The organism is Pseudomonas sp. FIP_A4 (assembly GCF_036701605.1).
Lineage (GTDB): Bacteria > Pseudomonadota > Gammaproteobacteria > Pseudomonadales > Pseudomonadaceae > Stutzerimonas > Stutzerimonas phenolilytica.
In genome coordinates, this window is sequence record NZ_JAYDXP010000127.1 from 268,257 (window position 1) to 281,547 (window position 13,291).

10 protein-coding genes and 1 pseudogene are annotated in these 13,291 nt (G+C 66.5%); 4 read left to right on the forward strand and 7 right to left on the reverse strand.

The annotated features are described in order from the left end of the window. Nucleotides 1-3 precede the first annotated feature (3 nt). On the reverse strand, nt 4-867 hold the full coding sequence (locus tag U8L64_RS16665; protein ID WP_043297694.1) for an isocitrate lyase/PEP mutase family protein: 864 nt from the start codon (nt 865-867) through the stop codon (nt 4-6). Nucleotides 868-985: 118 nt separating this feature from the next. Further along, nucleotides 986-1,852 (reverse strand): DMT family transporter, encoded by an 867-nt coding sequence (locus U8L64_RS16670; protein ID WP_333398316.1) that lies wholly within the window; start codon nt 1,850-1,852, stop codon nt 986-988. Between the two features lie 201 nt (nt 1,853-2,053). Between U8L64_RS16670 and U8L64_RS16675 the strand changes: the two genes are divergently transcribed. Continuing rightward, entirely contained in the window at nt 2,054-2,539 is a 486-nt protein-coding gene (locus U8L64_RS16675) for a GNAT family N-acetyltransferase (RefSeq protein ID WP_333398629.1), read from the forward strand. A 6-nt stretch (nt 2,540-2,545) separates the two neighbouring features. Here the strand turns inward: U8L64_RS16675 and U8L64_RS16680 are convergent, their stop codons facing one another. From U8L64_RS16680 to U8L64_RS16700, 5 genes and pseudogenes are all read right to left on the reverse strand, one after another. After that, nucleotides 2,546-2,788, reverse strand: a complete 243-nt coding sequence (locus U8L64_RS16680) for a DUF2789 domain-containing protein (protein WP_043297697.1) — start codon at nt 2,786-2,788, stop codon at nt 2,546-2,548. A 71-nt stretch (nt 2,789-2,859) separates the two neighbouring features. Beyond that, nucleotides 2,860-4,357: pseudogene (gene amn, locus U8L64_RS16685) on the reverse strand (AMP nucleosidase). Nucleotides 4,358-4,525: 168 nt separating this feature from the next. After that, the gene (locus U8L64_RS16690) at nt 4,526-6,037 is read right to left on the reverse strand and encodes a succinate CoA transferase (protein WP_054094536.1); all 1,512 of its coding nucleotides are present in this window, start codon (nt 6,035-6,037) and stop codon (nt 4,526-4,528) included. A 343-nt stretch (nt 6,038-6,380) separates the two neighbouring features. Beyond that, the gene (locus U8L64_RS16695; protein ID WP_333398317.1) at nt 6,381-8,030 is read right to left on the reverse strand and encodes an acyl-CoA dehydrogenase family protein; all 1,650 of its coding nucleotides are present in this window, start codon (nt 8,028-8,030) and stop codon (nt 6,381-6,383) included. Between the two features lie 85 nt (nt 8,031-8,115). Further along, nucleotides 8,116-10,101 carry a sensor histidine kinase gene (locus U8L64_RS16700; protein WP_054094534.1) on the reverse strand — a complete coding sequence of 662 codons (1,986 nt, stop codon included), beginning with the start codon at nt 10,099-10,101 and terminating at the stop codon, nt 8,116-8,118. A 203-nt stretch (nt 10,102-10,304) separates the two neighbouring features. On the opposite strand from U8L64_RS16700, the gene U8L64_RS16705 reads away from it, so the two are divergent. The 3 genes from U8L64_RS16705 to hemL are packed head-to-tail and all read left to right on the forward strand — an operon-like array spanning nt 10,305 to nt 13,097. Then, nucleotides 10,305-11,099: a bifunctional hydroxymethylpyrimidine kinase/phosphomethylpyrimidine kinase gene (locus tag U8L64_RS16705; protein WP_054094533.1), complete on the forward strand. Its 795-nt coding sequence runs from the start codon at nt 10,305-10,307 to the stop codon at nt 11,097-11,099. 14 nt (nt 11,100-11,113) lie between these two features. Continuing rightward, the gene (gene thiE, locus U8L64_RS16710; protein WP_156715478.1) at nt 11,114-11,758 is read left to right on the forward strand and encodes a thiamine phosphate synthase; all 645 of its coding nucleotides are present in this window, start codon (nt 11,114-11,116) and stop codon (nt 11,756-11,758) included. Nucleotides 11,759-11,813: 55 nt separating this feature from the next. Further along, nucleotides 11,814-13,097, forward strand: coding sequence for a glutamate-1-semialdehyde 2,1-aminomutase (hemL, locus tag U8L64_RS16715; protein WP_077682137.1), 1,284 nt, complete (start codon nt 11,814-11,816; stop codon nt 13,095-13,097). Nucleotides 13,098-13,291: the final 194 nt, after the last annotated feature.

Genomic DNA, 13,291 nt, shown 5'->3' on the forward strand with positions numbered 1-13,291 from the left:
GGCTCATTCCTTGACCTGCATGTACTCCTCGGCCCAGACCACGTATTCGTCGGCGGTCGAGTACTTGACCGACAGCTGCGAGGCGTTGAGGTCCAGCGCATCGATCTGACGCTGCTCGCGCAGGCAGTCGTAGGTGGCCTTGATCGCGGCGAAGTAGGCGGCGTGGCCGTTGACCACGATGCGCACGCCGAGCGCGGCCAGGCGCGCGTTGTCACGCAGGTTGGGGTTGCCGTAGGTGACCAGCATCAACGGCCGGGTCAACTGGCTGGCGATGCTTTGCAGGTGGTCGAAGTCCTCGATGCCGACCAGACAGATCGCGTCGGCGCCGGCCTTCTCGTAGGCCTGGGCACGGGCGATCACTTCCTCGAAACCGATCACGCCGGCGTTGGTGCGCGCGATGATCGCCATCTGCGGATCGACCCGCGCCTCCAGCGCCGCGCGGATCTTGCCGACCGCCTCGAACATGCCGATCAGGTCGGTAGACTTGCGGCCGAATTTAGCCGGCAGCAGGGTGTCCTCGATGGTCAGCGCAGAGATGCCGGCACGCTCCAGCTCGGTCACCGTGCGCATGACGTTGAGCGCGTTGCCGTAGCCATGGTCGGCGTCGGCCAGCACCGGCAACTGGGCGACCCGGCAGATGCGCGTGGCCTGCTCGACGAACTCGCTGAGGGTGATGAGGTTGAAGTCCGGAGCCGCCAGCACCTGCAGCGAAGCCACCGAGCCACCGAGGATGCCCACCTCGAAGCCGAGGTCGGCGGCGATACGCGCCGACATCGGATCGAATACCGAGGCGGTGTGGAAGCAGCGGTCAGCCGCGAGCAGCTGGCGGAAGTTCTTGCGCAGATCGTGGTGCGAGATTCGTAGCATTGTTGGTCACCTGGTCAAACAGCACGCAAAGGGGTCGGATTGCCCCTGTCGAAACACCTTGTTGGAAGCTGTCCGCGGGGTCAAACGACACATTCGCTGAACCCTGCGGAAAAACCGCTCAGGCTGGTACCCGCCGCCGTTGTACATAGGCCATGCCCAGCCCGCTGGCGATGATGATCGCCATGCCCAGCAGCGCGCCGCCGTCCGGTGCATGGCCGAAGGCGAAGAAGCCGACGATGCCGGCGAAGACGATCTGCCCGTAGGTGAACGGCGCCAGCATCGCGGCGCTGGCGTAGCGGAACGCCTGCGTCAACAACAGGTGGCCGAGCATCGCCATGCCACCGAGCGCGGCCATCAGCGCGGCGTCGTGCACGGTCGGCGTGCGCCAGTTGAACAGCGCCAGCCCGCTCAGCACCACGCAACCAACCAGGCTGGTGAGGTAGTTGCTGGTGACCGGGTGCTCCGTGCCGGCGAGGCGACGGGTCACCAGCTGGTAGAGCGTGAACGACAGCGCGGCGCCGAGCGGCAGCAGCGCGGCCGGCGTAAACAGCGCCGAGCCCGGTCGCACGATGATCAGCACGCCGAGCAGGCCGAAGCCGACGGCGATCCACTGGCTGCGGCCGATCCGCTCGCCGAGCAGCGCCGAAGCGATGGTGACCAGCACCGGCGTGAGGAAGATCACTGCGGTGGCCTCGGCCAGCGGGATGTAGTGCAGGCCGTTGATGAACAGCAGGCTTACACCGACCAGGCTCAGCCCGCGCAGCAACTGCGCCCCGGGCCGCCGGGTGCGCAGCACGCGCGGCCCCATGCGCGGCACGAACAGCAGCGTCATCAGCACGGTCTGCGCGATGTAGCGCGCCCAGATCACCAGAAACACCGGGTACAGCCCGGACAGGTGCTTGGCCAGGCCGTCATGGCTGGCCAGCAGCAGGCCCGAGAGCAGAATCAGCAGAACCCCGTAGAGCGGGTGACGACCATCGTTCAAGGCAACTTCCGAGCACCTGTTAGCAGGCTAAGCATTATGCCTGCCTCGGCCTCCGCGCGCAGGCGGAATTCGACCGGCGCGCCGCTGGCGGTCGCTTGGCGGCCGAAACGCCGGACTTTTGCGTTATGCTCGCGGCCTTTTGCCGGGCCGCACGGCGTTTCGCGGTGTTTGAGCGTAGTCGAGATGTATCAGTTGAGAGCGATGCAGGAGCGCGATATCCCTGCCGTCCTGGCGATCCAGGAAGAGTCCTATGCCGCCGCGGTGCTGGAAGACGAGGCGGTGATCCGTTCGCGGCTGGCGGCCTGCCCGGAGCTGGCCTGGGTTGCCGAAGACGCCGAGGGCGTGTGCGCCTACCTGTTCGCCTACCAGTCGCGACTGGGCAGAATCACCCCGCTGGACGGTGAGTTCGAGCCGCACGCCGAGGCCGACTGTCTGTATCTGCACGACCTCGCCGTGGCGCGCCGCGCCGGCGGCCGCGGCATCGGCCCGGCGCTGGTGCGGCGCAACCTGCAGCAGGCGCACGCCGCCCGGCTGCGCTACTCGGCGCTGGTCTCGGTACAGGACTCCGCCGAATTCTGGTCGCGTCAGGGCTATCGCGCCCACGATGGGCTGGAGCCGCAGCAGGCCGACAACCTCGCCAGCTACCCGATTCCGGCGCTGTACATGGTGCGCAACCTGCACCCTTGAGCGGCGTCAGGCGCTGGCGCCGCGCAGCGCCAGGCTGAGCCGGTCGACCACCTCGGCCCAGTCGGCATCCTCGAGCAGTTCGTCACGCAGAAACGCCGCCTGGGCCGGGTTCCAGAACGGCGCGTCGGCCAGGCGCATGCCCTCCGGCAATGGCGCGTGCGTGTCGATGAAGCGGCGGATCGAGGCATCGTCATGGGGCAAGCCCAACTGCTCGAACAGGTTGTGGAAGGCGTGGATCGACTGTTCCATGTGAACCTCCGATGGCTGAAGCAGGAATGCGACGATCTTGAGTATCGTCCATTCCCGCCTCTGCGCACGGCTCAGCGGAACGGCGGCTCGTCGAAGCTGCGCAACTTGCGCGAATGCAGCGAGTGCTGCTGGCTGCGCAGCAGGTCCAGCGCGGTGATGCCGATCTTCAGGTGCTGGGTCACGGCACGCTCGTAGAACGCGTTGGCCGAACCGGGCAGTTTGATCTCGCTGTGCAGCGGCTTGTCCGACACGCAGAGCAAGGTGCCGTAGGGCACCCGCAGGCGATAGCCCTGGGCGGCGATGGTACCGCTTTCCATGTCCACCGCCACCGCGCGCGACAGGTTGATCAGCGGCCGTTCCTGCGCCCAGCGCAGCTCCCAGTTGCGGTCGTCGTAAGTCAGCACGGTGCCGGTACGCAGGCGTTTCTTCAGCGCATCGCCCTTTTCGCCGGTGACCTGCGCCGCAGCTTCCTGCAGTGCCTGCTGCACCTCGGCCAACGCCGGCAACGGAATGTGCGGCGGCAACACGCGGTCGAGGATGCCGTCGCGGCGCATGTAGGCGTGCGCCAGCACGTAGTCGCCAATGGACTGCGACTGCCGCAGCCCGCCGCAGTGGCCGATCATCAGCCAGCAGTGCGGACGCAGCACGGCCAGGTGATCGGTGATGTTCTTGGCGTTGGACGGGCCGACGCCGATATTGATCAGGGTGACGCCGTGACCGTCCTTGGCGATCAGGTGGTAGGCCGGCATCTGGTAGCGGTGCCACAGCACGCCGCCAATGATCGCCTGCGCCTCGCCCTCCTCCATGCCGCGCTCGATGACGACGTTGCCCGGCAAGACCATGCGCATGAAGCGGGTGTCGTCGCGCAGCATGTCGAGACCGTGGCGGATGAACTGGTCGACGTAGCGGTGATAGTTGGTCAGCAAGATCCACGGTTGCACGTGGCGCCAGTCGCTGCCGGTGTAGTGCACCAGCCGACGCAGGGAGAAATCCACCCGCGCGCCGTCGAACAGCGCCAGCGGATACGGATCGGCATGCTCCCAGTCGTAGAGACCGTCGGCGATGTCGTCGGTCGCCGCCGACAGATCGGTGCTGGGAAACACCCGCGCCAGCTCGGCCGCAGTCACGCCGCTGCCGGCCAGCTCGTCGCCCTGTTCGATGACGTACGGATAGGGAATGTTGCGCTCGCTGATGCCAACCTCGATCTTGACGTTGAAGTCGTGCATCAACGGCCGCAGCTGGTCGAGCAGGTAGGCGCGGAATGCCGCTGGATGGGTCACGGTGACGCTGTAGACGCCGGGCGCCTGCACCTTGGCGTAGGCGCGGGTGGAAGCCGGGACCTCGCCGTGGCATTCGTAGGTCAGACGCAGTTCCGGGTAGCGGAACAGATCGCGCTCCTCCGCGCTGGGCTCGGTGCGGTCGGCGACGTAACGCTTGAGTGCCCGGTTGAGCGCAGCCGTGGCGCGCTGGTGAAGCTCGGCCAGGTGATCGACCGCAGCCTCGGCAGAGCTGGCGACGGTGAAACGCTGGGTATCGGGAGTCATGCGGTAAGGTCCTGTCTGTGCGAATGGCGGTATCTTGGCCGGAATCCTTTACGAATGTACATGCCGCACGACCGCCACGGCGCCTGCGCGCAGGCATAAAAAAACCGACGCCGGCTGCCCGGCATCGGTTTCTTCGGAGGGTTCCGACGGCGCTCGAAAAGTCGGGCGGCCGGTCCCGTCACTCAGCTGACAATTACTTGTTCAGCTTCATGGTGCCGTGCTCGGCCAGGTGGGTGTGCCAGGAGAACGCCTTCTCCAGCACGTGCGGGGTATGACCGCCGCGCACCTTGGCCTCTTCCAGATAGTCCAGCGCCTGCTGCTTGTAATCGGGGTGCATGCAGTTAGCGATGATGCGCTGGGCCGCCTCGGTCGGTGCCAGGCCACGCAGATCGGCATAACCCTGCTCGGTGATGATCACATCGACGTCGTGGTTGGTGTGGTCGACATGAGTCACGAACGGCACGACCGACGAGACGTTGCCGTTCTTCGCGGTGGAGGCAGTCACGAAGATGGTGATGCGTGCGTTACGGGCGAAGTCACCCGAGCCGCCGATGCCGTTCATCATGTGGGTGCCGCTGACGTGGGTGGAGTTCACGTTGCCGTAAATGTCCACTTCCAGCGCGGTGTTGAAGGAGATGATGCCCAGGCGACGGATGACTTCCGGGTGGTTGGAGATCTCCTGCGGACGGAACACCACCTTGCCGGCGTACTTGGCCATGTCCGAGGCGAGGTTTTCCACGCGCTTCTTCGACAGGGAGAACGCGGTACCGGCAGCGAACTTCACCACGCCGGCATCGATCAGGTCGAACACGCCGTCCTGCAGCACTTCGGAGGCCACGACCAGGTCCTTGAACTCGGACGTCTTCATGCCGTTCAGCACGGCGTTGGCCACGGAACCCACACCGGACTGCAGCGGCGCCAGGCTGTTGGTCAGGCGGCCGGATTTGACTTCGGCACGCAGGAAGTCCAACAGATTGTCGGCGATCTTCTGGGTTTCTTCGTTCGGCTCGAACAGCGGCGATGGGATGTCCGGCTGGCTGGACAGCACGATGCCGCGCACCTTGGCCGGGTCGACCGGAATGCCGACGGTGCCGATACGGGTGCTGACGTCGAACACCGGGATGGCTTCGCGAGTGTTCTCGCCGGCAGGCCCCGGGATGTAGATGTCGTGCATGCCTTCGTATTCACGCGGAGCGGAGGTGTTCAGCTCGATGATCACGTGCTTGGCGGTCTGGACGAAGATCGGCGAGTTGCCCACCGAACCGGTCGGGATGATCTGGCCGTCTTCGGTGATGGCAGCGGCTTCGATGATCGCGTAGTCGACCTGCGGCAGCACGCCCTGGCGGATCAGTTCGGCAGTGTGCGACAGGTGCTGATCGATGTAGAGGATTTCGCCGGCGTTGATCTTTTTGCGCTGCACCGGGTTGCCCTGGTACGGAATACGCTTGTTGATGATGCCGGCTTCAGCCATGGCCTGGTCGGCAGCCGGACCCATCGAGGCACCGGTGAACAGGTTGACCTTGAACTTCTCGTTCTGGCCACGCGCGGACAGGGCGCGCGGGAATTCCTTGGGCTCACCGAACAGGGTGAAACCGCTCATACCCAGCGTCATGCCGTCTTCGATCCACGACGCGGCCTCTTCTGCGGAAACGACCTTATCCAGAAAAGCCGCATTGCGAATGTACTTGTTCAAATCCGTTGCCATGAAAAATCACCTCTGAATTTGTCTAATGCTCGTCCGTGATGGTTCTGCAAACTGCTCACATAACATCCGACGGGCCAGGCCTGGTGCAGCTGCTTCGCGCGAACGCCGACCACTCCGGCCGACTCCGTGCAAAAGCCCCAAGGAAACCCTGCCGCGGCCTAACGCCGCACTTTAACGCTCCTATTCTAGGCCGCTCTGCTTTTTTGGCAGCTATACCAAGGTCGACTCTTCAAGTCGGATATTCGGCGGCCGCAGGGGCCTGCAGCTTAAACAGAACGCGCCGGTCTGCAAACGGCGTTCGGTAACGGCAGTGCGATCCAGCAGAACGCGCGCCGCAGGCAGCCTAGTCCGCCTGCGCTGCACTGCGCCGCAGCACGGCATCGATCTGCAATCCGCGCGGCAAGGTGCCATAGACGACGCGCCCGCGACCCTCCAGCCGGCTGGCGATGAAGGCATCGCTCACTGCGTTGTTGCCGGCCTCGAGCAGTAGTTTGGCCTGCAGGGCGACCGCCATGTCTTCGGTGAGCTGGCGAGCGCGATACTGGATGTCATCGGGATCGTGGAGGTCGCGTTTCAAGCGCTGGATATGCGCGGACAGGCGCGCGTCGCCGTGGCCGTCGCCGAGTTCGTCGAACAGCGCATCGAGCACGCCCGCCTCTCTGGAGAGCGCGCGCAGCACATCCAGGCACTGCACATTGCCGGAGCCTTCCCAAATAGAGTTGACCGGCGCTTCGCGGTACAGGCGTGGCAGGATGGTTTCCTCGACGTAGCCGGCGCCGCCGAGGCATTCGCTGGCCTCGGCGATCATTTCCGGGGCGCGCTTGCAGATCCAGTACTTGCCGATGGCGGTGACCAGGCGGGCGAACTTGCCTTCGCGCTCATCATGCCGATTGTCCTGCGCGCGGCCCATGCGCAGGGTCAGCGCCAGCGCGGCCTCGCTCTCCAGCGCCAGGTCGGCCAGCACGTTGCGCATCAGCGGCTGCTCGAGCAGCGCGCGTCCGCCGACCTGGCGGTAGGTGCAGTGGTGCAAGGCCTGGGTCAGCGCCTGACGCATCAGCGAGCTGGAGCCGATCATGCAATCGAAACGGGTCGAGGCGACCATCTCGATGATGGTCGGCACGCCGCGACCGTCCTCGCCGACCATCCACGCCAGCGCGCCGCGGTACTCCACCTCGCTGGAGGCGTTGGCCCAGTTACCCAGCTTGTTCTTCAGTCGCTGGATATAGAACTGGTTGCGCGTGCCATCCGGGCGATGGCGTGGCAACAGGAAGCACGACAACCCCTTGTCGGTCTGCGCCAGGGTGAGGAAGGCATCGCACATCGGTGCCGAACAGAACCACTTGTGACCGACCAGTTCGTAGGGCTGGCCGGGGCCGCCGGCACCGACCGGAAAGGCGCGGGTGCTGTTGGCGCGCACGTCGGTACCGCCCTGTTTCTCGGTCATGGCCATGCCGATGGTGACGCCGGCCTTCTGCTCCATCGGCAGGTTGCGCGGGTCGTACGCGGTGGCGAGAATTTTCGGCAACCAGCGTTCGGCGAGATCCGGCTGCAGGCGCAGCGCCGGTACGCTGGCGTAGGTCATGGTCAACGGGCAGCTGCTGCCGGCTTCGGCCTGGTTGTGCAGGTACATCAGCGCGGCCCGCGCTACCTGCGCACCGGGCTGCGGAGCGGTCCAGGGCAGCGAGGGGATGCCGTGCTCGATCGCGGTGCGCATCAGCTCGTGATAGGCCGGATGGAAATCCACCACATCGATGCGATGCCCATAGCGGTCGTGCGTGCGCAGCACCGGCCGGTTCTCGTTGGCGAGAAAGCCCGCCGCCATCAACGGCCCGCCGGCAAGCGCGCCGTAGGCGTCCAGCCGGGCATCGGCCCAGCCGGCCTCGAAACGCCGCAGCCACTGTCGCAGCGGCAGGTCGATGCGATAGAGATTGGCGCCGTCGAGCGGCGGCACCTGGTTGGTCACATCATGGGTTTCGGCTGGCGGCAGGTTCATCGTGCATTCCTCGATCCGACTCAGCGGACAGTGAAGCACGCCGCCAGCAAAGCCGAGGCGCGGTATCGGCCAAAAGCACCGCGTCTCAGGCAATCGAGCCGGACGGCGCGACCGGGCTGTGGTGCGATGTCGGCAGACCCAGCTCCAGGCGCAGACGGAAACAGCTGCCGCAGCCCGGCTGCGACCGGTGGTCGAGCTGACCATCGAGCAGCGCGGCCAGCCGCCGGCTGATCGCCAGACCGATGCCGAGGCCGCCGTAACGGCGCGTCAGCGAGGCGTCCAGCTGGCGAAACTGCTGATACAGCGACGCATCGGCAGCCGCCCCGAAACCGATGCCGGTGTCGATCACCTCGAACTGCAGCGGCAGTTGCAACGTAGCCTCGCCGGCCGGACTGACGCGCAAGGTGACGCTCCCGGCGCTGGTGAACTTGATCGCGTTGTCCAACAGATGACCGATGATCAGCGCGAGCTTCTGCGCATCGCCGAGCAACCGATCGGGCAGCGCGCCGTCCAGCTCGACGGCAAACGCCAATCCCTTCTCGCCGGCCCTCGCGGCGAAGCGCTGCTTCAGGGCTTGGCTCCACTCATGCAGACTGAACGGCGCCCAGGCGGGCTGCAGCTTGCCGGCACGCAGCTCGCTGAGCAGCAGGATATCGTTGACCAGGCGCAGCATGTCGCGCGACGACTCGGTGGCGATGCGCTGGTATTCGTCGCGCTCTTCGGGCGTCTGCGAGCCCGGCAGCAGCTCCAGTGCGCCCATCACGCCGATCATCGGCGTGCGCAGCTCGTGGCTGATGTTGGAGAGGAATTCGTCCTTGAAGCGGTTGCTTTCCGCCAGCTCGCGGTTGAGTTGTTCAAGCCCGGCGCGCGAGGCTTCGAGCAGGCTGGCGCGTTCGTCCTTGAGCACATTGATGCGGTCGGCCAGCGCCATGGACAGCAGCACCACTTCCAGCGCCGCGCCGATCTGGCTGGCGTACATCGTCAGGAAGGTGTTGGGCAGATAGCCCAGCACCATCAGCGTGTTGATCTGCCCGCCGATCAGCAGCGCGCTCCAGGCGAAGATGAAGTAGCGCGCCATGCGCATGCCGCGCCACCACGCCGCTATGCCCGCGGCGAACACCGCCAGGGTGAACAGCAACGCCATGATCGTCGCCAGGCGCAGCGATACCCCATAGTCGGTCAACAGCGCCAGCGTCATCACCAGCGCACCGAGCCCCATCATCAGCCACAGCAGGCGGTCGACCCAGGGGCTGTGCTCGGCCGTACGCAGGAAGCTGCGCGTGAACTGGCAGCCGAACAGGCCGGCTGCGCCGATCAGCAAGGGCGTGGCGACGTTCGCCCACCAGGGATGGCCCGGCCAGAAGTACTGCACCGCAGCGCCGTTGACCGACAGCTGGTAGAGACCGAACGAGGCGATATAGAGGATGTAGTACAGGTAGCTGCGATCGCGGATGCTGACGTAGATGAGCAGGTTGTAGACCAGCATCGCCAGCAGCACGCCATAGATGAGTCCCAGCGCATAGATGTGCCCGGGGCGCTCTTCGATATACGCATGCACGCTCCACAGCGTCAGCGGAACCTGGATCGAACCCTGACTCTGCACCCGCAGGTAGAAGCGCTGCGGCTGGTTCGGCGGCAGTTCCAGCTCGAACAGGTAGTTGCCCTGCCCGATTTCCCGGCTGGCCCACGGCAGCGTGTCGCCAGTGGGCTGCGCGGCACGGTATTCGCCGTTGCCATCGGGACGGTAGAGCTCGACACGATCCAGCGGTGGATAGCCCAGCTCCAGCAGCCAGCGCTGCGACTGTCCCGGGTTCGTTGGTCGGTAGTTCAGATCGACGCGGATCCAGTAGGCCGCGCGCGAATAGCCGCCGTTGAATACGGCGTCTTCGTGCCGGCGAAACGGCCCGGCGAAGTCGACCGCACTGACCTGCTCGATAGTCGCCGTACCGCGCGGATCCTCATAGATATCCATGAGCGAGCCCAGCGGCACGCGGTGGGCGTGCTCGTCGAATTCGGCGGCCCCCGCCAGCAGCGGCGACAGCGCGAGCAACAACAGAAGAAGGAACCGCATGTCGCCTCGCTGACGCAGATCGAGGACACCACCGACCCGGCGCGCGGGTATCGGCGCGGCGGTCGGAGAGAAATTGAAGTGCCGACAATCTAGCACAGCACTGCGACAGTAAACCGCCACCATGATCGACCGTGCCCCGGCGCACCGCCACGACGGCACGCCCTGCGCCCCGCACGCATGGTTTGGTGATAAGCTCGCCGGCCATGAAAACGCATACTTCCCGCCCCATCGTCCTCTGTCTCTCCGGCCACGACCCAGTCGGCGGTGCCGGCCTGCAGGCCGATATCGAGGCCCTGCTCGCCCAGGGCTGCCATGCCGCGCCGACCGTTACCGCACTCACCGTGCAGGACACCGTCGATGTCAGCGACTTTCGTGTGCTCGATCGCGAGTGGGTGCTCGCCCAGGCGCACGCGGTAATCGCCGACGTGCCGATCGCGGCCGTCAAGCTGGGCATGCTCGGCTCGGTGGAGATGGTCGACACCGTGCTCGAGATCATGAGCAAGCTGCCCGGCGTGCCGCTGATCTGCGACCCGGTGCTGCGTGCTGGCGGCGGCGGCGCGCTGGGCAAGGACGACGTCGGTTACGCCATGCGCGAACGGCTGTTTCCGGTCGCCTCCATCGCCACGCCAAACCTGCCCGAAGCACGCATTCTCGCCGACCTGCCCGACGGCAGCGCCGACGAATGCGCCGAACGCCTGCTGCCGCACATCCGTCACCTGCTGATTACCGGCGGCCACGGTGACGAGCGCGAAGTGCACAACCGGCTGTACAGCCGCGACGGCAGTCGCCATGAATTCACCTGCGCACGCCTGCCGGGCAGCTATCACGGGTCCGGTTGCACCCTGGCCAGCACCCTCGCCGGCCGCCTGGCGCTCGGCGAAGGCCTGAGCAGCGCGGTGCAGTCCGCGCTCGATTACACCTGGCGCACCCTGCGCGACGCCGAGGCCCCGGGCCACGGTCAGTACATTCCGCGGCGCCTGCCGCTGGACCTGGCCTGAGGGGAGCGCTGCGCATGACGGGCACCACCACCGCACTTCGCGGCCTCTACGCCATCACCGACAGCCAGCTGCTGGCCGACGGCCGCCTGCTGCCCTATGTCGAAGCCGCACTCAAAGGCGGCGCGCGGCTGCTGCAGTACCGCGACAAGTCCGCTGAGCAGGCCCGTCGCCTGCGCGAGGCCGAGGCGTTGCGCGAGCTATGCGCTCGCCACGGTGCGCAGCTGATCATCAACGACGACGCCGAGCTGGCGGCACGGCTGGGCGTCGGCCTGCACCTGGGCCAGGAAGACGGCTCGCTGGCCGCCGCGCGCGCACTGCTGGGTCCGCGCACGATCATCGGCGCCACCTGCCACGCGCAGTTGCCGCTCGCCGAGCAGGCCGTCGCCGAAGGTGCCAGCTACGTTGCATTCGGCCGCTTCTTCAACTCCAGCACCAAGCCCGGCGCGCCGGCCGCGGATGTCGGACTGCTGCACGCGGCCCGCAAGCGCTTCGGCGTGCCGATCGCCGCGATCGGCGGCATTACGCTGCAGACCGCGCCACAACTGATCGCCGCCGGCGCCAATCTGATCGCGGTGATCCATGCGCTGTTCGCCGCCGACTCCGCCGCCGAGGTGCAGCGTCGCGCCGAGGCGTTCAGCCAACTGTTCAGCCCATCCTGACTCCCAACGGCGAGCCGCACCACGCCGGCCCGCCCTGCCATTCGCGAGGCCCCGCATGTCCCGTTCCGAAACCCTGTTCGCCAGCGCCCAGACCCACATTCCCGGCGGCGTCAACTCGCCGGTACGCGCCTTTCGCAGCGTCGGCGGCACACCGCTGTTCCTCAAGCACGCTGAAGGCGCCTATGTGATCGACGAGGACGACAAGCGCTATGTCGACTACGTCGGCTCCTGGGGCCCGATGATCCTTGGCCACAGCCATCCCGAAGTGCTCGACGCGGTACGCCGCCAGCTCGACCACGGGCTGTCCTATGGTGCGCCGACGGCCATGGAAACCCAGATGGCCGAGCTGGTCTGCAGTCTCGTGCCGTCGATGGAGATGGTGCGCATGGTCAGCTCCGGCACCGAGGCGACCATGAGCGCGATTCGTCTGGCCCGTGGTTACACCGGGCGCGACGCGATCATCAAGTTCGAGGGCTGCTACCACGGCCACTCCGACAGCCTGCTGGTCAAGGCCGGCTCCGGCGCGCTGACCCAGGGCGTGCCCAGCTCCGCCGGCGTGCCGGCGGATTTCGCCAAGCACACCTTGACGCTGGCCTACAACGACCTCGCCGAAGTCGAGGCCACGCTGAAGGAAAAGGGCGAGCAGGTCGCCTGCATCATCGTCGAGCCGGTGGCCGGCAACATGAACTGCGTGCCGCCGGCGCCGGGCTTCCTCGACGGCCTGCGCCGGCTGTGCGACGAGCACGGCGTGGTGCTGATCTTCGACGAGGTGATGACCGGTTTCCGCGTCGCCCTCGGCGGCGCTCAGGCGCACTTCGGCGTAACCCCGGACCTGTCCACCTTCGGCAAGATCATTGGCGGCGGCATGCCGGTCGGCTGCTTCGGCGGCAAGCGCGCCATCATGGAATGCGTCGCGCCGCTCGGCCCGGTCTACCAGGCCGGCACGCTGTCGGGTAATCCGCTGGCCATGGCCGCCGGCCTGACCACGCTGAAGCTGATCAGCCGCCCGGGCTTTCACGCCGAGCTGAGCGACTACACCAGCCGCATGCTGCAGGGCCTGCAGGATCGCGCCGATGCCGCCGGCGTCCCGTTCGTCACCACCCAGGTGGGAGGCATGTTCGGCCTGTACTTCAGCGGCGCCGACGACATCGTCACCTTCGCCGACGTGATGGCCAGCGATGCCGAGCGCTTCAAGCGCTTCTTCCATCTGATGCTCGAGGGCGGCGTCTATCTGGCGCCCAGCGCCTTTGAAGCCGGCTTCACTTCCATCGCCCACGGCGATGCCGAGCTGAAGATCACCCTGGACGCCGCCGAGCGGGCCTTCGCCAACCTCAAGTGAGCCTCCGCGTGTGGGCAGGACCGTTCCCCGCCCACACGATCGCGTGCTCCTCGTCGCCCGTCGCGGCGACATGCGACGGATAAAGCGTCGCGGCGGGCGGAAAGGCTTTGTAAGCCCGCGGTCACTTATCCATAATGTGACCGCCGACGCGTTTGCGCCGGCCACGTCCGTAAACGCCCTGCTTCTCGAGGCGC